The sequence below is a fragment of the Myxococcota bacterium genome (assembly GCA_035498015.1).
Lineage (GTDB): Bacteria > Myxococcota_A > UBA9160 > SZUA-336 > SZUA-336 > VGRW01.
Map to the genome: position 1 here is coordinate 13,962 of DATKAO010000154.1, position 18,812 is coordinate 32,773.

20 protein-coding genes are annotated in these 18,812 nt (G+C 72.5%); 3 read left to right on the plus strand and 17 right to left on the minus strand.

The window, feature by feature from the left end; translation table 11 throughout:
- Nucleotides 1–127 precede the first annotated feature (127 nt).
- The 9 genes from VMR86_14010 to VMR86_14050 are packed head-to-tail and all read right to left on the minus strand — an operon-like array spanning nt 128 to nt 8,988.
- Nucleotides 128–1,258, minus strand: coding sequence for a glycosyltransferase family 4 protein (locus tag VMR86_14010; protein HTO08160.1), 1,131 nt, complete (start codon nt 1,256–1,258; stop codon nt 128–130).
- Nucleotides 1,255–2,031 (minus strand): glycosyltransferase family 2 protein, encoded by a 777-nt coding sequence (locus VMR86_14015; GenBank protein ID HTO08161.1) that lies wholly within the window; start codon nt 2,029–2,031, stop codon nt 1,255–1,257. The genes VMR86_14010 and VMR86_14015 overlap by 4 nt, the downstream gene beginning before the upstream one ends.
- Nucleotides 2,024–4,174: a bifunctional (p)ppGpp synthetase/guanosine-3',5'-bis(diphosphate) 3'-pyrophosphohydrolase gene (locus VMR86_14020; GenBank protein ID HTO08162.1), complete on the minus strand. Its 2,151-nt coding sequence runs from the start codon at nt 4,172–4,174 to the stop codon at nt 2,024–2,026. The genes VMR86_14015 and VMR86_14020 overlap by 8 nt, the downstream gene beginning before the upstream one ends.
- Entirely contained in the window at nt 4,175–4,747 is a 573-nt protein-coding gene (gene gmk, locus VMR86_14025; protein ID HTO08163.1) for a guanylate kinase, read from the minus strand.
- Complete coding sequence (locus tag VMR86_14030) at nt 4,744–5,001, minus strand: DUF370 domain-containing protein (GenBank protein ID HTO08164.1); 258 nt, start codon at nt 4,999–5,001, stop codon at nt 4,744–4,746. Before VMR86_14030 ends, gmk begins: the two co-directional genes overlap by 4 nt.
- On the minus strand, nt 4,998–5,870 hold the full coding sequence (locus VMR86_14035) for a YicC/YloC family endoribonuclease (protein HTO08165.1): 873 nt from the start codon (nt 5,868–5,870) through the stop codon (nt 4,998–5,000). Before VMR86_14035 ends, VMR86_14030 begins: the two co-directional genes overlap by 4 nt.
- Nucleotides 5,871–5,910: 40 nt before the next feature.
- Entirely contained in the window at nt 5,911–6,825 is a 915-nt protein-coding gene (locus VMR86_14040; GenBank protein HTO08166.1) for a glycosyltransferase family 2 protein, read from the minus strand.
- Entirely contained in the window at nt 6,822–7,904 is a 1,083-nt protein-coding gene (gene waaF, locus VMR86_14045; GenBank protein HTO08167.1) for a lipopolysaccharide heptosyltransferase II, read from the minus strand. Before waaF ends, VMR86_14040 begins: the two co-directional genes overlap by 4 nt.
- A 55-nt stretch (nt 7,905–7,959) precedes the next feature.
- Complete coding sequence (locus VMR86_14050; protein HTO08168.1) at nt 7,960–8,988, minus strand: glycosyltransferase family 9 protein; 1,029 nt, start codon at nt 8,986–8,988, stop codon at nt 7,960–7,962.
- Nucleotides 8,989–8,996: 8 nt separating this feature from the next.
- On the opposite strand from VMR86_14050, the gene VMR86_14055 reads away from it, so the two are divergent.
- Together VMR86_14055 and VMR86_14060 are read left to right on the plus strand one after the other, a co-directional pair.
- Complete coding sequence (locus VMR86_14055; GenBank protein HTO08169.1) at nt 8,997–10,118, plus strand: LptF/LptG family permease; 1,122 nt, start codon at nt 8,997–8,999, stop codon at nt 10,116–10,118.
- Nucleotides 10,118–11,008 (plus strand): lipopolysaccharide kinase InaA family protein, encoded by an 891-nt coding sequence (locus VMR86_14060; GenBank protein ID HTO08170.1) that lies wholly within the window; start codon nt 10,118–10,120, stop codon nt 11,006–11,008. Before VMR86_14055 ends, VMR86_14060 begins: the two co-directional genes overlap by 1 nt.
- Here the strand turns inward: VMR86_14060 and VMR86_14065 are convergent.
- The 3 genes from VMR86_14065 to bioB all read right to left on the minus strand — a co-directional run bounded on the left by VMR86_14065 (nt 10,977) and on the right by bioB (nt 13,134).
- Nucleotides 10,977–11,162, minus strand: coding sequence for a Trm112 family protein (locus VMR86_14065; GenBank protein HTO08171.1), 186 nt, complete (start codon nt 11,160–11,162; stop codon nt 10,977–10,979). The two genes, VMR86_14060 and VMR86_14065, sit on opposite strands and share 32 nt — an antisense overlap.
- Nucleotides 11,159–12,010 carry a 3-deoxy-8-phosphooctulonate synthase gene (kdsA, locus tag VMR86_14070; GenBank protein HTO08172.1) on the minus strand — a complete coding sequence of 284 codons (852 nt, stop codon included), beginning with the start codon at nt 12,008–12,010 and terminating at the stop codon, nt 11,159–11,161. The genes VMR86_14065 and kdsA overlap by 4 nt, the downstream gene beginning before the upstream one ends.
- 62 nt (nt 12,011–12,072) lie before the next feature.
- Nucleotides 12,073–13,134 carry a biotin synthase BioB gene (bioB, locus tag VMR86_14075; protein HTO08173.1) on the minus strand — a complete coding sequence of 354 codons (1,062 nt, stop codon included), beginning with the start codon at nt 13,132–13,134 and terminating at the stop codon, nt 12,073–12,075.
- 100 nt (nt 13,135–13,234) lie between these two features.
- Between bioB and VMR86_14080 the strand changes: the two genes are divergently transcribed.
- Nucleotides 13,235–13,600, plus strand: a complete 366-nt coding sequence (locus VMR86_14080) for a DoxX family protein (protein ID HTO08174.1) — start codon at nt 13,235–13,237, stop codon at nt 13,598–13,600.
- Here the strand turns inward: VMR86_14080 and lpxK are convergent.
- The 5 genes from lpxK to lpxI are packed head-to-tail and all read right to left on the minus strand — an operon-like array spanning nt 13,597 to nt 18,804.
- Nucleotides 13,597–14,649 (minus strand): tetraacyldisaccharide 4'-kinase, encoded by a 1,053-nt coding sequence (gene lpxK, locus VMR86_14085; protein HTO08175.1) that lies wholly within the window; start codon nt 14,647–14,649, stop codon nt 13,597–13,599. The genes VMR86_14080 and lpxK overlap by 4 nt on opposite strands.
- Nucleotides 14,650–14,653: 4 nt before the next feature.
- Nucleotides 14,654–15,886: a glycosyltransferase N-terminal domain-containing protein gene (locus VMR86_14090; GenBank protein HTO08176.1), complete on the minus strand. Its 1,233-nt coding sequence runs from the start codon at nt 15,884–15,886 to the stop codon at nt 14,654–14,656.
- Complete coding sequence (gene lpxB, locus VMR86_14095; GenBank protein ID HTO08177.1) at nt 15,883–17,010, minus strand: lipid-A-disaccharide synthase; 1,128 nt, start codon at nt 17,008–17,010, stop codon at nt 15,883–15,885. Before lpxB ends, VMR86_14090 begins: the two co-directional genes overlap by 4 nt.
- Nucleotides 17,007–17,978 (minus strand): Gfo/Idh/MocA family oxidoreductase, encoded by a 972-nt coding sequence (locus VMR86_14100; GenBank protein HTO08178.1) that lies wholly within the window; start codon nt 17,976–17,978, stop codon nt 17,007–17,009. Before VMR86_14100 ends, lpxB begins: the two co-directional genes overlap by 4 nt.
- 1 nt (nt 17,979) lies before the next feature.
- Complete coding sequence (lpxI, locus tag VMR86_14105) at nt 17,980–18,804, minus strand: UDP-2,3-diacylglucosamine diphosphatase LpxI (protein ID HTO08179.1); 825 nt, start codon at nt 18,802–18,804, stop codon at nt 17,980–17,982.
- Between the last annotated feature and the right edge of the window lie 8 nt (nt 18,805–18,812).

The following is an 18,812-nucleotide window of genomic DNA, read 5'->3' on the forward strand; positions in this document are numbered from 1 at the left end:
CCAACTGGACAGGTGCCCAGTTCGACGGGTCGGGAGCCCTGCCCCAGCCCCCCTACCCGACCGACATCGCGGATCCGGCCGAGCCGGGCACGGGGGCGCTCGGGCTGCTGTGTGCGGGCGCCTGGGCCTACGTCGCGCGCGCGCGCAGGGCCTCGTACAGCGACTCACAGCGCGCCGCGTAGCGGTCGATCGCGAACTCGTTCAGCGCGCGCTGGCGCGCGGCCTCGCCGCGCGCGCGCCAGGGCGAGGGATCGCGCGCCACGGACGCAAAGGCGGCGGCGAGCTCGTCGACCCGCTCGCCGGCGTACAGCGCCGTGTCGCCGAGCAAGTCCGGCAGCGCGCCGCGCCGCGAGGCGATCGCGGGAATGCCCAGGGACATGGCCTCGAGCGCAGCGCGGCACGAGCCGTCCGAGCCGGGCACGAGATAGACGAGCGCGTCCATCTGCGCGAGCACGTCGAGATAGTCGTCGCCGCGCAGGTATCCGGCGCGGGCCACGGCCGTGTCCAGGCCGAGCCGCTGCACCGGGACGTCGAGCACCTCGCGCGCGCGGGTGCCGCGGCCGACCACCACGAGCTTCAGGTCGGGGGCCTCGGCTCGCGCCCGCGCCAGGGCCGCCAGGATCAGGTCCACGCGCCGGTGCGGCTGCAGCCGGGCCACGAGGCCGATCACGCGCTGCTCGGGCTTGAGCCCGAGTGACTCGCGCAGGTCGGTTCGCCTCTGGCGTGGCGCGAACCGCGCCGTGTCGACCACGCCCGAGATCACTCCGACGCACGGACTCCCCAGCCGGCGGGCATCTTCTGCCAGCCTCCCGCTCAGGAGGGCCACGCCGTCGCATCCGGCGGGGCCGTACAGCCAGCGGTTCCAGGGCCGGCGCGGGATCGGCTCACCGTGGGCCCAGCCCGCGACGAGCTTCGTGCCTTCGCGGCGACCGCCCAGCGCGAAGCGCGTCAGCAGGTGCGCGCGCGCGTGCGTCGCGTGCACCACGTCGTAGCGCCGTCCGGCCAGCAGGGCCCGCAGCCGCCGCACCTCGTCCCCGTCGCGCCAGGGCCAGTAGCCCTGCCCCGCAGCCGGCTCGAACAGCGGAGTGACTCCGCGCTCGCGCGCCCGCTCGGACAGGCCACCTGCATGACCCGCTGGCGTGGCCGGAAACGCGACATCGACCTCGTGCCCGCGCGCGCGCAGTCCGGCCACCGCGTGCAGCATGGGCTCGGCGGGCCCGGTCCACTTCCAGTCACTCGTGAGCTGGAGGATCTTCATCTCTTGGCCGCGCGCTCGAGCTCCCACAGCTTCGCGTACTTCATGAACACGTAGTACGCGGTCGCGGCGCAGACGATGAACCCCGGCAGCCCGTTGCGGTAGCCCTGGCGCAGCACGTAGCCCTTGAAGAAGCGCCCCGGCGGCCGCAGCAAGAGGTCACTCACCCGGAAGCGCACGCCGGACTCTTGCATCGAGCGCGCCATGCGCGCCGAGAAGCGGTCGGTGGTCTGGATGTGCTCCGAGAGATTGCGGTAGTTCCAGTGCCACAGCCGCCCGCGCAGCTTCTCCACAGGGCCGTCGAGCTCCACGCGGTCGTGCGGATCCATGCCGGCCCAGTGACCGCGAGAGCGCCGGAACACGCGCAGCTGCCAGTCGGGATACCACTCGCCGTGGTCGTGCCACACGCCGAGATAGTGCGTGATGCGGTCGAGCTCGTAGCCGGCCGCCGGCTCCGGGCGCGAGATCGCCCCCAGCACCGCCTCGCGCAGCTCGGGCGAGAGCGCTTCGTCGGCATCGAGACACACGACCCAGTCGTGCGTCGCGCGCTCGAGCGCGAAGTTCTTCTGCTTCACGTAGCCCAGGAACGGCTGCTCGATCACGCGCTCGGTGAAGCGCCGGGCCACCTCGCGCGTTCCGTCGCTCGAGCCCGAGTCGACCACCACCAGCTCGTCGCAGAACGAGAGCGACTCGAGGCAGCGGCCGATCCGGTCCGCCTCGTTCATGCAGATCACGACCCCCGAGATCGGGGGCCGGCCGGCCGGCGAGTCACTCACCGCGCACCCGCTCGACCGTGACCACCCCGCGGATCTTCGCGATCTGGCGCAGCACGCCGTCGAGATGCTTGCGGTTCTTGACCGAGAGCTCGAACACCTGGATCGCGCGCCCGTCGGGCTCGGTGTAGATCTGCGCGCTGTCGATGTTCACGCCCTCGGCGCTGATCTTGTTGGTCACCGCGGCCAGCAAGCCCTGCCGGTCCTCGGACACCACGCGCACCTTCACGTTCACGGGCGGCGCGCCCGCCACGTCTTCCCACGTGACCGGCACGCGCCGGTCGGGGTCGAGGTGGAAGATCTTCGAGCAGTCACTCGCGTGCACGGTGACCCCGCGCCCGCGCGTGATGAAGCCCTCGACCGACTCGCCGGGCACCGGCGAGCAACACTTGGCGAAGCGCACGAGCACGTTGTCCATGCCCGACACGCGCACCTGACCGGGTCCGCCCCGGCCCACCGACAGCACGCGCCGCAAGAGCGACGGCTTCGGCTCGGGCTCGTCCTCGCCCACGCCGGCGATCTTGCGCGCCACCGCGCGCGCGTCGTGCTTGCCGTAGGCCACGGCCTGCAGCAGGCCGTCGAGGTCGCGCACGCCCAGCTCCTTGGCCACGTTCTTCAGCTCGCCCGCCTTCGCCAGCTTCTCGAACGACAGACCGCGCTTGTGCAGCTCGCGGTGCAAGAGGTCCCGGCCCAGCGCGCGCGAGCGCTCGACCTGCTCCGACTTCAAGAAGTGCCGGATGCGGCTGCGCGCGCGGCCGGTCACCACGATGTCGAGCCACTCCTGGCGCGGCCGCTGGTGCGGCGAAGTCACGATCTCGACCGTGTCGCCGTTGGTGAGCTTGTGACGCAGCGGCACGAGCTGGCCGTTGATCTTCGCGCCCGCGCAGTGATTCCCGACCTCGCTGTGCACCGCGTAGGCGAAGTCGATCGGCGTCGCGCCCGCGGATAGCGCCTGCACGTCGCCCTTGGGCGTGAACACGTAGACCTCGTCCGAGAACAGGTCGACGCGCACGGTCTCGAGAAACTCGTTGGGGTCCTTGAGCTGCTGCTGCCACTCGAGCAGCTGGCGCAGCCAGGCGAACTTCTGCTCGTCGCTGGGGCGCGTGGCGCCGTCGCCCTTGTACTTCCAGTGCGCGGCGATGCCGAGCTCGGCCACGCGGTGCATCTCCTGCGTGCGGATCTGCACCTCCATGCGCTCGCCGAACGGCCCGATCACGGTGGTGTGGATCGACTGATAGCCGTTGGGCTTGGTCATCGCGATGTAGTCTTTGAAGCGGCCCTGGACCGGCTTCCACAGCCCGTGCACGATGCCGAGCGTCTCGTAACAGGTGGTGGTCGTGCCGTCGACGATCACGCGGAACGCGATCAGGTCGTAGATCTGGTCGATCGACACGTTCTGCTGCGACATCTTCTTGTAGAGGCTGTAGGCCTCCTTGAGCCGCCCGGTGACTTCGCAGTGCAGGCCGCGCGCGGAGAGCTCGGCCTGGAGCCGCGTGCGCACGTCGTCGATGTAGCGCTCGCGCTCCTTCTTGGTGCCGGCGATGCGCTCCTCGATCGAGCGGTAGACCTCGGGGTGCAGCACGCGGAACGCGCGGTCCTCGAGCTCCTCCTTCATCCAGTAGATGCCGAGCCGGTGCGCGAGCGGCGCGTAGATGTCGAGCGTCTCGCGCGCGATCCGCTGCCGTGACTCCTCCTTCATGAAGTCGAGCGTGCGGATGTTGTGCAGCCGGTCGGCCAGCTTGATCAGGATGATGCGGATGTCCTTCGACATCGCGATCAGCATCTTGCGGAAGTTCTCGGCCTGGGCCTCTTCGCGGCTCTGGAACTCGATCTTCGACAGCTTCGTGAGTCCCGCGACCAGGTCGCCGACCTCGTCGCCGAACTGGTTGCGGATGTCGCGGTCGGTCGCCAGCGTGTCTTCGACCGTGTCGTGCAGCAGGCCCGCCGCCACCGTCACCGGGTCCATGCGCATGTTCGCCAGGATCTCGGCCACGGCCAGCGGGTGCGTCAGGTAGGGCTCGCCCGAGAGCCGCATCTGCCCCTGGTGCACCTTGGCCGAGTACACGTAGGCGCGCTCGAGCAGCGAGACGTCGGCGTCGGGGGCGTTGCCCTGGACCTGCTCGACGATCTCGTTGATGCGCGCCATCTAGCCGCGCTCCTTGCGCGCCTCGCGGACGATCTCGAGGAACTCGTCGACCGCCGCGTCGATCGACTCGTTCACGATCCGGTGGTGACACTGATCTGCGTAGGCCAGCTCTTCGCGCGCGCGCTCGAGCCGCGCGCGCATGACGTCGTCGGTCTCGGTGCTGCGCCCGCGCAGCCGCTCCTCGAGGATCTCGAACGAGGGGGGCTCGATGAAGATGCGCACGGCCTCGGGCAGGCGCTTGCGCAGCTGCTGCGCGCCCTGGATCTCGACCTCGAGGATCAGATCGTAGCCCTCGGCCGTGGGCCGAGCGACCGCTGCGCGGCTGGTGCCGTACAGGTTGCCCTGGTACTCGGCGTGCTCGAGAAACGCGTCGGCGGCGATCAGCTCCTGGAACTCGGCGCGGTCGACGAAGAAGTAGTCCACGCCGTCCTTCTCGCCGGCGCGCGGCCTGCGCGTGGTGTGCGAGATCGAGAAGGCCACGCCTCTGTCGTTGGCGATCACCTGGCGCACGATCGTGCTCTTGCCCACGCCCGAGGGGCCGGAGACCACGAACGGGATGCCGCGGCGACTCACTGGGCCTCCTCGTCGTCGGCCGCCCCCGTGAGCCGCGCCGCGATCGTCTCCGGCTGCACGGCCGACAGCACCACGTGGTCGGAGTCGGTGATGATCACCGAGCGCGTCTTCCGGCCCTGGGTCGCGTCGACCAGCTTGCCACGCGGGCCGGCCTCTTCGCGCAGGCGCCGGATCGGCGCAGCCGACGAGCCCACGACCGCCACGACGCGGTCCGCGACGATCACGTTGCCATAGCCGATGTTCAACAGCTTCACTCGACGTTCAGGACCTGCTCGCGCAGCCTCTCCTGCTCGGTCTTGAGCGCGACCACCGCGCGCGAGAGCTCGGTGTCGGCCGACTTGGAGCCGATCGTGTTCGTCTCGCGCCCCATCTCCTGCAGCACGAACTCGAGCTTGCGCCCGACCGCACCGGGCGCGTCGAGCGTCTCGCGGAACTGATCCAGGTGACTGCGCAGGCGCACCGTCTCCTCGGTCACGTCCATGCGGTCGATCTGCAGCACGATCTCCTGCTCGAGCCGGCCCGGGTCGAGCTCGATGGCCGGGGCCAGGGCCGAGAGCCGCTTCTCGAGCCGCTCGCGCATGCCGCCACGCACCACCTCTACGCGCGCTTCGACCGCGCGCAACTGCGCCTCGATCGCGTCGAGCCGCCCGCGCAGCTCGCGCTCCAGCGCCTCGCCCTCGCGCGCGCGCATCTCGGCGGCGGCGGCGCAGGCGCGGTCGATGGTGGCCAGCATGCCCGCGGCCAGTGACTCCGCCTCGAGCTCGGGCTCGCGCAGGCGAGACACTCCAGGAAGCGCCAGCAGCGCCGCGACCTCGAGCTCCTCGGGCTTCGAGAGGCCCTGCGCCAGCTCCTTGGCCGCGCGCGCGTAGGCGCGCGCCGCTTCGAGGTCGATCTCGAGCCGGGGCGCGAACGCGCCTTCGCGCGGCAGGCGCACGCTGATCTCGATCTGCCCGCGCTCGAAGTGGCGGCCCGCGAGCGCGCGCACCTCGCTCTCGAGCGCCGCCAGCTCGCGCGGCAGGCGCGCGCGCACCTCGAGGTGGCGCGAGTTCACGCCCCGCACCTCGGCGGAGATGCCGTCCTGGCTCTCCGCGCGCCCGAAGCCCGTCATCGAACGCCGCGGCAATCTGGCCTCCTACGCATGCTCGTTCTGGATCGGCGCCGAGTCACGCGGCCGCGAGCCCCGAGGTCGCCGGCTCGCCGGCGCCGTGCCAGGCGAGGATCTTGCGGTACTCGGCCGCCCGCCGCCCGCCGAACACGCTGCCGACCAGGATCTTCGCCATCACGATCGCGCGCAGCGCCGCGTACACCGCGGGCGAGCGGTTCTTGCGGAAGAAGATGTACCGGCTGCGGTAGTACTCGATGCGCGTGCGCAGCGGCAGCTTCTTCTTCGTGGACTCTCCGTACAGGTGGATCACGTACGCGTCCGGCAGGTGAAACACCCGCCAGCCGGCCGCGCGCATGCGGTGACACCAGTCGGTCTCTTCCAGGAAGAAGAAGTAGTCCTCGTCGATCAGCCCGACCTGCTGGATCACCTCGCGGCGCGCGAACAGGCACGCGCCCAGCACCGCCTCGACCTCGACCGGCGCGTCGTAGTGCACGTTCTTGCTGGGCCAGCGGCGCGGGAAGACACGGCGCAGGAACGACTGACCGACGATCTCGGACACCAGCGTCGGCGAGTTGTGGATGCAGTTCTGCTTGGTGCGGTCGGGGTTGAGCAGCTGCGGGCCGACCGCGCCCACCTCGGGGTGCTCGTCGAGGAAGCGCACGCAGGCCTCGAGCCCGCCCGGCAGCACGATCGTGTCGCTGTTCAACAGCACGGCGTGCCGGCCGCGCATGACTTCGAGCCCGCGGTTGTTGCCCGCGCCGAAGCCGATGTTCTTGGGCAGCGCCAGCACGCGTGTCTCGGGGAACTGGCGCACCACCGACTCGACCGTGGCGTCGACCGAGCCGTTGTCGACCACGATCACCTCGTAGGTGATGCCGAGCTTGGCCTCGCGGATCGAGGCGAGACAGTCGAGCACCAGGTCGCGCACGTTCCAGGCCACGATCACGATCGAGAGGTCCACCTCGCCGGTCACGGCGCGAGCTCCAGCTCGACCGAGCCCTGCCAGTCGCGCTGCGAGAGCGCGGCGCGCGCCTCGGCCAGCACGCGCTGCGGCAGGAGCCGGGTCATGCAGCGGTGGTCGATCGGACAGACCTTCAGCTGACACGGCGAGCACTCGACCGGCTCGCGCAGCAGCTTGGTGCGCTTCAAGTTCAAGTTGGTGTAGCCGATCGCGGTCGGACCCATGAGCACGATCGTGGGCACCTCGAAAGCCGCGGCGATGTGTCTCGCGCCGGCATCGTTGCACACCAGGAGCTGCGCGCGCGCGAGCAGCGACTTCAGCACCGAGAGCGAGAGTGAGTCGCCGCCCAGCAGCGCGAGCGGCACGCCGGCCTGGCGCAGGATCTCGTCGGCCAGCGCGCCCTCGCCCGGGCCGTGCACGAGCGCCACGTCGGCACCCTCGCCGCGCAGGCTGCGCGCGAGCTCGGCCACGTACTCGAGCGGCCACAGCTTCGACGGTCCGAAGCCCGCACCGGGCGCGAGACACACGAGCGGCCGCCCGCCGCCCAGGCCGGCCGCGGCGAAGCGCGAGTCAGCTTCGCGCTCGGCCTCGGGCTCGAGAAACAGCTCGAGCTGCGTGCCGAGGTCGGGCGCGCCCAGCCGGCGCGCCAGCTCGAGGTAGTAGCGCTCCATGGCCTGCGGGGCGAAGCGGCCGTTCTCGCGCGGCGCGGGCACGGCAAGGGTGAGCAGGAGCCCGCGCGCGCGGCGCGCGTAGCCGACGCGTGTCTGTGCACGAGTCAGAAAGGCGAGGAGCGCCCCCGCGAACGAGTTGGGCAGCACGAGCACGGTGTCCGTGCCGCGCAGGCCGCGCGCCACGCGCGCCCGCTCGCGCAGCCGTGCGAGCGCGCCGCGCCGCCGGTAGATCTCGTGGGCCACGATCCGGTCCACGTTGGGCGAGCCGCGCAGCACGCCCACCAGCGTGTCGCGCACGACGGCCGTGATCTCGGCCTCGGGGCGGCCGCGGCGCAGCGCGCGCAGAGCGGGCGTCGCCATCACCACGTCGCCCAGGTGATTCGGCAGCACGACCGCAATTTTCTCTTTCGCTACGGCCACTTAGTCGCCAAGCCCCGGTCGGTTCCCCCGCCTCCTAGATACCCTGCCGGCGGCGCTAGAGCAACGCGAGAGCGGCCTCGAGCACGCCCTCGGGCTCGACCGCGCGCATGCAGGCGCGCGCGGGGCAGCCCTCGCGGCAGGGGTTGCAGCCCACGTCGTGGCGCACGATCCGGTGCGGGACGCCCTGGCTGGGGGCGTTCTCGACCGGGTCGGTGGGCCCGAAGATGGCCACCACGGGCGTTCCCGCCAGCGCCGCCAGGTGCATGGGGCCCGAGTCGCAGCCGATGAACAGCCGCGCGCGCGTCAAAAGCGCCAGCAGCTCGGCCAGTGACTCGGTCGGGGGCGCGAGCGCCGCTGCGCCCTCCGCTGCCGCCACCACCGCGCGCGCCGCCTCGCGCTCCCCCGCGACCGGGCCGAACGCCACGAGTGTCTCGATGCCGGCGCGCGCGCGCAGCCCGCGCGCCACCGCGGCGAAGCGCTCGGCCTCCCAGCGCTTGTAAGTGGTCTTGGGGCTCGTGCCCGGGTGGATCAGCGCGAAGCGGCGCGGCAGGTCGAGCTTCTCGGCCAGCGCCGGGTCGAGCGCCAGCACGTTCGGCCGCGCCGGAACCTCGCCGCCCAGGAAGCGCACCAGGGCCGCGTTGCGCTCGAAGCGCGAGACGTGTCTTTGCGCGGGTGCGCGCTGGGTCGCGAACCAGTGACTCCACTCCTTGGCGGTCGGCGCCGCGTAGCCGACCCGCACGGGGATGCCGGCGGCCCAGGCCAGGAAGCCGCTGCGGAACACGCCGTGGAAGTCGATCGACAGGTCGTAGCGGCGCTCGCGCAGCTCGCGCGCGAGCTCGCGCAAGCTGGTCAGGGCCAGCCACGGGTGGCGGGCGCGCAGCTTGCGCCGCGGCACGACCACCTGCTCCGACAGACCCGGAAGCGCGATCAGGCCCGCGGCGGCGCGATCCTCCACCAGCCAGTCGATGCGCGCCTCGGGATAGAGCGCGCGCACGCCGGCAAACGCCCAGCGCGTGCGCACTACGTCGCCGAGCGCGCCGAGGCGAATCACGAGGATGCGCTCCGCCGGGATGGGCCCTAGCATGGTTTGCGATGGTCGCTCCGCTCCTCCTGTGGCGCTACATGTTCCGCGACATCCTGCTGCACGCCCTGCTGGGTCTGTTCGCGATCATCCTCTTGCTCGTGGTCAGCAACCTCCTGCGCTTCATGGAGGAGCTGGCGGCCGCCGGGGTGGGCCTCGAGGGCCTGGGGCAGCTGGTGATGGTGATCCTGCCCGCCTACGCCTCGTACGCCCTGCCCTCGGCGCTGCTGTTCGGGGTGCTCCTGTCACTCGGCCGCATGTCGGCCGACGGCGAGATCGTGGCCATGCGCGCCAGCGGCCTGAGCGTGGCGCGGCTGTTGCCGCCGGCGCTCGCGCTGGGCGTGATCGCCGCGCTGGCCGCCACCTACATGCTGTTCGAGGTGCAGCCCAAGGCGGCCATGAAGATGCGCGTGTTGCTGCGCCAGCTGGCCGGATCGATCCAGGTGATCGAGCCCGGGAAGTTCATGGAGTTCGGCGACAAGCTGATGTTCGTGCACTCACTGGGCGGGGCGAGCTGTCCGCTCGAGGGCGTCTTGATCGGCAGCGCCAGCGAGGAGGAAGGCGGCCGCAGCTTCTACGCGGCCGCGCGCTGCGGCACGCTGGACAGTGACCCCGACGCACGCTCGCTCGCGTTCCTCATGCACGACGGCTCGATCCACTTCCGCGACCCCGACCCGAGTCACTACCGGCGCATCCGCTTCCACACCATGCGCACCGCGGTCGACGTGTCGCAGTACACCGACCCCAAGGTCGGCACGGGTCAGCTCACGTTCCAGGAGCTGATCGCCGCCTGGCGGCTGCCCAAGGACGATCCGGAGCACAAGCGGCTCGACGGCCGCTACGGCACGGGGCTTTCGGTGCAGATCAACCGGCGGCTGGCGTTCCCGGCCGCGTCGATCTTGCTCGCGCTGATCGCCGTGCCCCTCGGCATCCGGCCCATGCGCTCGGGCCGCTCCGCGGGCGCGCTCACCGCGATCGTGGTCATGGCGCTGTACTGGATCACGTTCTCGCTGGGCGACATGGCCTCCACCAAGGGCGTGGTGCCGGCCTGGTTCGGCTTGTGGCTGCCCAACACGCTCGCGCTCGCGATCGGCATCTATCTCATGCGGCGGCTCGGCCGGAGCGACGACTGATGCGCGGGCCCGTGCGGCACGTGCCCGCCGGCTACGTGGTGCACCGCGTCGCCGACGCCTATCTCGTGTTCGACGCCGAGCTCGCGTCCGAGCTCGTGGCGCTGCGGCTGGCCGACCCCGAGGCGCGCAAGCGCCTGTTCGCGCGCGCGCCGCGCCGCGGCCGCGGGGTGGTGCCGAGCGTGTCACTGCGGCGCGACACGCACGTGGTGCTGCGCCGCTACCAGCACGGCGGGCTGCTCGGCGGACTCACCGGGTCACTCTATCTGGGGCCGGCGCGCGCGCTCGAGGAGCTGCACGTGACCGCGCGCGCCGAATCCATGGGCGCACCCGTGCCGCACGTGCTGTGTCTGGCGCTGTGGCCGGCGGCCGGGCCGTTCTGGTCGGCGCTGATCGGCACGCGCGAGGAGCGGGGCGCGCGCGACCTGCTCGACGCCCTGTTGAGCGCCCCCTCCGCCGAGGCGCAGCGCACGCTCCTGCGCGAGGTGGGCGAGGCCGTGCGGCGGCTCCACGACGCGGGCGTCGACCACCGCGACCTGCAGCTCCACAACGTGCTGGTGGTCGAGGACGCGGGCCGGCGGCGCATCGTGGTGGTCGACCTCGACCGCGCCGTGTACCACCCGCGCGGGGGGCTGCCGCCGCGCCTGCGCGCGCGGAACCTGGGCCGACTGACGCGCTCGGCCGTGAAAGCGGGATTGTTCCGCGGCCCGATCGGCCGCCGCGAGCTGGCGGCGTTCATCGGCGCCTACACGGGCCGCGACCGCAAGCTGCGCGCCGCCCTGCGCGGCTGGATGCGCCGCGAGCAGTGGAAGCTCGCGCTGCACCGTTTGGGTTACCGGCTGTCGGGCGAGCGCAGCGCGGCTAGAGCGGCCGCGCCTCTTCGACGAGCATGACCGGGATCCCGTCCTCGACGGGATAGGACAGCCGGCACTTCGGACAGTCGAGTGACTGCTCGGCGCCGTCGGCCGCGCGCTTCACGTCCAGGTCGGCCTTGCACTTCGGGCAGACCAATATCTCGAGCAGCTCGGGGTCGATGCGCGCGCTCATGCGTGACCCTGTCCGCGCATCAGCTCGGCCAGCGCCTTCGTCTGCATCATGAGCTCCTCGAGCTGGTCGAGCGGAAACTGACTCGCCGCGTCGCACAGCGCCTCGCGCGGGTTGGGATGGGTCTCGAGAAACACGCCGTTGGCGCCGGCCGCGACCGCCGAGCGGATCAGCACGGGAATGTGCTCGCGCGGGCCGCCCCCGGCGGGGTCGGTGCTGGGAATGCCGTAGCGCCGCACCTGGTGACCCGCGTCGAACACCACCGGAACGCCGATCTCCTTCATGAGCGGGATCGCCGTCATGTCGGCCACCAGGTTGTGGTAGCCGAACTGCGCGCCGCGCTCGGTGAGCAGGACGCGCTGGTTCCCGGTGCGCTCGATCTTGCCGACCGGGTGACTCATCGCGCTCGGCGACATGAACTGGCCCTTCTTCACGTTCACCGGCTTGCCCGACTTGCCCGCGGCGATCAAGAGCGAGGTCTGCTGGCACAGGAATGCGGGGATCTGGATCACGTCGAGCACTTCGCGCGCGGCCGCGATCTCCTCCACGCTGTGCACGTCGGACAGCACTGGCAGCTCGAACTCCTTGCGGATCCAGGCCAGCATCTCGAGCCCGTCGTCGAGCCCCGGGCCCTGGTAGGAGAGCTCGTCGCTGCGGTTGTCCTTGAGATAGGACGACTTGAAGATCAGCGGCGTCGAGAGCTTCTCGGAGAGCTTCTTCAGACGCTCGGCGGTCGCGGCCATGAGCGTCTGGCTCTCGATCACGCACGGCCCGGCGATCCAGGCGAGCGGCAGACCGGCCCCGAGCCGCAAGCGGCCCGACGTCGAATCGCCGATCTCCACGGTCCGTATGGGCTTCACGCGGCCCCCCCCGAGCGTAGGTAGTGTGCCCACGCGACCATCGGACGGGCAGGTTAGCGGAGCTGGGCCAGGACCGCAGGCTTCAGGATCTGATCTTCGCCTTCGACGCGAAACACGTCGTCGAGCCCCAGGGCGGCCCAGGGAATGATCTCCCCCTCGGGCCCTTCGACCACGAAGCCGGCGTCGCGGATCATGCGGTAGGTGGCCACGGCGCCCTTGCCCTTGGTGGTCAGGTAGCCCTCGACGAACAGCGAGTTGGCGGGCCAGAGCGAAAGTGCCTCCAGTGAGCGCAGGTGTCCCTCGCGGCCGGCGGCGATACGCACCTCGGCGCGCGGGTTGGCCAGCCGCATCATCGCCAGCACGCGCAGCGCGCGCTCCGGCGTGAGTGACCCGTCGGACTGCAGCGGGTTGCCCTCGATGGGCAGGAGGAAGTTCACCGGGATCGAGGGGATCTCGAGCCCGCGCAGCTCGAGCGCCACGTCGACCAGGTCCTCGTCGGCCTCCCCCATGCCCGCGATCAGCCCGCTGCACTGCTCGAGCCCCGCGGCACGGGCCGCGCGCAAGGTGGCCACGCGGTCGGCGTAGGTGTGCGTGCTGCAGATCTCGGGGTAGCGCCGCTCGCTGGTGTTCAGGTTGTGATTCAGCCGGTCGACGCCGGCCTCCTTCAGCCGGCGCGCCTTGTCTTCGTCGAGCAGCCCTACCGACACACAAATGCGTACGGGCACCTCGGCGCGGATCGCGCGCACCGCGTCGGCGAGAAACTCGACCTGGCGATCGCTCGGGCCGCGCCCGCTCGCGACCATGCAGTAGCGGAACGCGCCCGCGGCGTGCGCGCGCTTGGCCTCGGCGATCAGCTCCTCCTTGGGCTTCCACGGATAGGGCCGGAGCGGCGCGTTCGTGACCGCCGACTGCGAGCAGTAGCCGCAGTCTTCGGGGCAGCGCGCGTTCTGCGCGTTGCTCAGGATGTGCACGCGCACGCGGTTTCCGAAGCCGTGCTCGCGCGCGACGCGCGCCTCGTGCAAGAGCGGAAGCAGCGGAAGCTCCGCAGTCAACGTGGTGAGCAGCTCCGCGCGCTCGAGCGGGGGGCCGTGAAGAGAGCGGCGTGCGAGATCCATGAGGCCGCGCAGCATATCAGACTCGCGCCCGCGGCTCCGTTTGACCGGCTCGCGCGGGCCGTGACACGCTGACTCGTCGTCCAACATCGGGGAGACCGCCATGTCGAGCCGCAACGTGATGATCGCGACCTGGCTGGCGAGCGGGCTGCTCGCGGCGCTCTACCTGTTCGCTTCGTACCCGAAGCTCATGAGTGATCCCCAGGCGGTCGACGGCTTCCACAAGTTCGGCTACTCCGACGGCTTCCGCATGTTCATCGGCAGCTGTGAGCTGCTGGGCGCGATCGCGCTGCTCGTCCCGCGGCTCGCGTTCTGGTCGGCCTGCGGCCTGTTCATCATCATGCTGGGCGCGGCGCACGCGCACCTGACTCACGACGAGGCGAGTCATCTGCCGGTGGTGGTGATCGCGCTCGTGCTGCTCGCCTTCGTCGCATCGGTGAGGCGCCAGCAGGCGCTGCTCTTGAGCTAGAGCTTCGAGGCGACGAACTCGACCAGCGCCGACGCGGCCTCGCGCTCGACGTCTTCGTCGAGCACGACCAGCTCCGCGGGGCCGGCCCAGGCCGGCGGGATCTTCACGGCGTCTTTCGCGGTCGTGACCCAGAGCAGCTCGCGGTCCAGCCCGGCGAGATCGGCCGGCGTGTAGACATGGTGGTCGGCGAAGACCCGCCGCGCGCACACCTCGGCGCCGAGTGAGTCGAGGTCGCGCGCGAGGCGGTCCGGGCGCGCGATCGCCGCCACGAGCCCCACGCGCGCGCCGCGCAGTCGCTCGAGCGGCGCCCGCTCGCCACCCGCCAGGGGCCGCAGTCCGAGCTTGCGCAGCGCCACGCGAAACTCGGGCAGGCCCGCGGGGAGTCGGTCGCGGCCCGGCGGCGCAGGGTCGCCCGGCTCGGCGCGCGTCCAGACCAGCGCGTCGGCGCGCCGCAGCGCCCCGGGCGGCTCGCGCAGCGGACCGCGCGGCAGCACGTGGCCGTTGCCCAGGCCGAGGCGCGCGTCGAGACACACCAGGTCGACGTCGCGCTCGAGCGGGTGGTGCTGGAAGCCGTCGTCGAGCACCAGCACCTCGGCGCCGAAGGCGGCGATCGCGCGCAAGCCGATGGCCACGCGCTCGGCTCCGGCCAGCACGGGCACGCCGGGCGCGGCCGCGGCCAGGAGACACGGCTCGTCGCCCACGTCGGCGGGCGCGGCGAGCACGCGCTCGCCGTCGGACACCACGTTCACCCCGCGCGTGCGCCGGCCGCCGACGCCGCGCGAGAGTAGCGCCACCTTGCGCCCGCGCGCGCGCAGCTCGCGCGCCAGGAACGCCGCGACCGGTGTCTTGGCCGATCCGCCCACCGCCAGGTTCCCCACGGACACCACCTGCGCGGCCAGGCGCGTGCGCCGGCGCCAGCCCGCGTCGTACACGAGTCTGTGCAGGCGTGCGCCGGCCGCGTACAGAAGCTCGGCCGCCGCCAGCGGCGCCAGCGCGAGGCGCTGTGCGGGTGACTCGTGCACGCGCCACAGGAACTCGAGCTCGGGCATCGAGTCAGCCCCTCGCCTCGGTCACGAGCGCCAGCACGCGGTCGGTGGCGCCGCGGTGCTCCTCGAGGCGCTTCGCGGCCTCGCGCGCGGGCGCGTTGCGCTCGGGGTCGGCCCACAGCTCGCGCAGCACGCGCTCGAGCTCGGCCGCGTTCTCGATCGCGTGCAGCACGCCGAACGGGCCCAGCAGCGCGACCTGCGTGCGCTGGTTCTGCACGTTCGGACCGTGCACCACCACGCGCGCCGCTTGCACGGGCTCGATCAGGTTGTGACCGCCGATCGGCGCGAGACTCCCGCCCACGAACACCAGGTCGGCCAGGTGGTAGAGACTCGCGAGCTCGCCCACGCTGTCCACGATCACCACGTCGGCGTCGGCGGCGCCCTGCGTGCGCAGGCCGACGCGCGCGCCGGCGCGCCGCACGGTGTGGGCGACCTCGGGCACGCGCTCGGGGTGACGCGGTGCGAGCACCAGCCGCAGCTCGGGCGCGCGCGTGGCGCGCAGCCGCTGCCAGGCCGAGACCAGCGCCTCCTCCTCGCCCGGGTGGGTGCTGCCGCCGATCAGGAACGGGCCGCGGCCCAGTGAGTCGCGCAGCGCCTCGCTCGGTTCGGGCGCGCGCGGACGGTCGAGCTTCAGGTCGCCCACCACCGATGCGCGCGCGTCGGGCGCGCCCAGCGCCACGAAGCGCGCCCGGTCGAGCTCGGCGCGCGCGCCCACCGCGTGGAGCTTCGCGAGCAGCGGCGCGAAGAAGGGCGCGAACAGCCGGTAGCGCGGGAAGCTCCGGTCCGAGATGCGCCCGCCGGCCACGATCACGCGCACGCCGCGTGCCGCGGCCGCCGAGATCAGGTTCGGCCACAGCTCGGTCTCGATCAGCACCAGCACCGAGACACGCGCGCGCGCCAGCGAGAGGTGCACGAGCCCGGGCAGGTCGAGCGGGGCGATGCGCGTGCGCACGCGCGGCAGCACGTTGCGCAGCCGGCTGCGCCCGGTCACCGTGACTGCCGTGACGATCACGGGCAGGCCGCGCTCGACCAGCCGCGCGACCAGCGGCGCCGCCGCCTCGACCTCGCCCACGCTCGCGGCGTGCACCCACACCGTGCCGGCCGGCATGCGCGGCAGCGGGCGCAGTCTCTCGAGCACCGAGCCCAGCGGCCCGAACGCGCCGAACAGCGCCGCGACCACGAGGAACGGCGCCGCCAGCAGCGCGAGCGGCAAAAGGAGCAGGTCGTAGGCGAAGATCACGCCCGCTTCACCAGCCCGAGCGCCAGGTCCGCCACCCGCTCTGCGGCGCCGGGCGGGCCGAGCTTCGCGACCGCGCGCGCCAGGCCGCGCTTCATCTCCGCGCGCGCGCCGGCGTCGTGCAGCAGCCGGGACACCAGCGCGGCGATCGCCGCGGGACGCGCCTGGCCCTGGATGCGTTCGGGCACGATGCCCTCGCCCGCCACCAGATTCACCATGCAGCTCGACGACACGGTCGCGAGCCGCCGGGCCAGCTCGAAGGTGAGCGGGCTCGTGCGGTGCGCGACCACCAGCGGCACGCCCAGGATCGCCGCCTCGATCGTGGCGGTGCCTGCCGCGGACACGAGACAGGTCGACGCCGCCATCGCCTCGTGCGAGCGGCCGCGCACCACGCGCAGCCAGTCCGGCGCGCCGAACGACTCGGCGGAGAGCGTGGGCGCGACGATCAGCAGCGCCTGCAGCCCGGGCAGCGCGCCGCGCAGCAGCTCGAGTGACTCGCGCATGAGCGGCCAGTTGCGCTCGACCTCGTTGTGCCGGCTGCCCGGCAAGAGACCCACGATCGGCTGCGCCGGGTCGAGCCCGAGCGAGCGCGCGAGCTCGGAGCGGTCGCGCTCGTGCGCCAGCGGCGCCAGGCGGTCGATCAGCGGGTGACCCACGAACTCGGCCCGGATGCCCGCGGCGCGCAGGAACGGCTCCTCGAAGGGGAAGATCACCGCCATCTGGTCGGTGCGGCGCGCGAGCTTGCGCACGCGCCCGGCCCGCCAGGCCCAGACCTGCGGCGCCACGTAGTACAGCACGGGCACGCCGTGGCGCTTGGCGACCGAGGCGAGCGGCAGGTTCAGGTCGGGTGAGTCGACGAACACCGCGAGCTCGGGCTTCCCGCCCGTGAGTGCCCGCCGCAGCCGCGTGTAGGCCCCGGCCACGCGCGGCGCCGCGCCCAGCACCTCGACCAGGCCCGCGATCGCGATCTCGGACTGCGCGACCAGGGGCCGGAAGCCCGCCGCCTCGAGCGACGCCCCGCCCAGGCCGAAGGCGTCGAGCTCGGGGACGCGCTTGCGCAGCGCCTCGACCAGCGCGGCGGCGTGCAAGTCACCCGAGGCGTCGGCGGTGGAGAGGAACAGCTTCACCCGCCGGCCTCGATCGGCTCGATCGCCTCCTGGATGCGCAGCGCGAGCTCGAGCGCGCGCACGCCGTCGGCGCCACTCACCTCGGGCTCGGCGCGCGTGCGCACGCACTCGGCGAACGCGCGGTCCTGCAAGAGCAGCGCGTCGGCGGCGTCGAACTCGAGCTTCTCGACCACGATGCGCGGCGCCTCGCCTTCGCCCGGCACGCCCTCGCGACGCACCAGCGTGATCTTGTTCTCGCCCAGGTCGAGCGATACGTAGGCGTCGGACTGGAACAGCCGCACCTTGCGCAGCCGCTCGAGTGACACGCGGCTGGCGGTGAGGTTCACGACGCATCCGCCCACGAGCCGCAGCCGCGCGTTCGCGATGTCTTCCGTCTTCGACAACACCGGCACGCCGACCGCCTCGACCCGCTCGGCCTCGCCCCCCGCGAGCTCGGCCACGATGTCGAGGTCGTGGATCATGAGGTCGAGCACGACCGACACGTCGGTGGCGCGCGCCGGGTAGGGCCCGATGCGGTGCGCCTCCACGAAGCGCGGCCGGCCGAGCGCGGGGCGAATGGCGCGGAACGCGCGCGAGAAGCGCTCGATGTGACCCACCTGCAGGATGCGCCCGCGCGCACGCGCCGTGTCGACCAGCCGGCGCGCCTCGGCGCGCGTGGTCGCGATCGGCTTCTCGACCAGACAGTCGACGCCGGACTCGAGCAGCTCCTCCGCGACGCGCGCGTGCTCGGAGGTGTGCACGGCCACGATCGCGGCGTCGGCCTGCCGGGCGATCTCGGCCACGCTGCCGATCACGCGCGTGCCGAACTTCTGCGCCACCTCGGCGGCGCGAGCCGCGTCGCGGTCGCACACTCCCGCGAGCTCGATCACGCCCTCGCCCGCCAGCTGCGCGAGCTTCTCGACGTGGAAGCGGCCCATGTGACCCACACCGACGACCGCGATGCGCGGGAGCGATGACCGCGTGGGCACGCTAGGCGTCCTCGGGTCCGAGCCCGACGATCGAGATGCCCGCGCGCTCGGCGGCGGCGCGGGTCTTCTCGGGCTCGAGCACGAGCGTGCGCGCGGCTTCGAGACCGATCGCGCGCAGCCGGCACTCACTCGCCACCGCGATCGTGCCGGGCCCGATCACCGGCACGTCGAAGCGCATGTCCTGCTCGCGCTTGGCGGCCTTCACCAGCACCGCGCCGGCGCCGAACTCGGCGGCGCGCCGCAGCATGCGGTCGGTGCCCTCGAGCGCCTCGACCGCGAGCACGGTGCCCTGCCGCACCACGCAGGCCTGGCCCACGTCGTGCTCGCCCAGGCTCGCCACCACGCGCAGGCCAAGCGCCAGGTCGGCGCGCAGCCTCTCGTCGAGCGGCGCGCCGCACCACAAGCCGCGCGCAGTCATGCGGCTGCCGAGATAGCGCGTCGACTCCACCACGGGCAGGCCCTCGGCCGCGAGCTCGTCGGCCACCGCGCGCAGAATCGCGTCGTCGCCGCGCGCGGCCAGCTTGCCCAAGAGCGCCAGCGCCCGCGCGTCGGGCCGCAGCCGGCGCGGGTCCGAGAGCAGCGCCCGCTTGCTCACCGCGCCCGCCAGGATCACCTCGCGCGAGCCCGCCCCGCGCAGGAACTCGATCAGCTTGCCCAGCTCGCCCGCGTTCAGCCAGGCGAACGAGTCACTCGACTCGGACTCGATCGCGGGGTCGGCGTTGTCCTCGATGGCCGCGATCGCCAGGCCGAGCCCGCGCTCGCGCGCCGCGCGCGCGACCTCGAAGGGTAGCGGCCCGCTGCCCGCGATCAGCCCGAGCACCGCCATGGCGATTC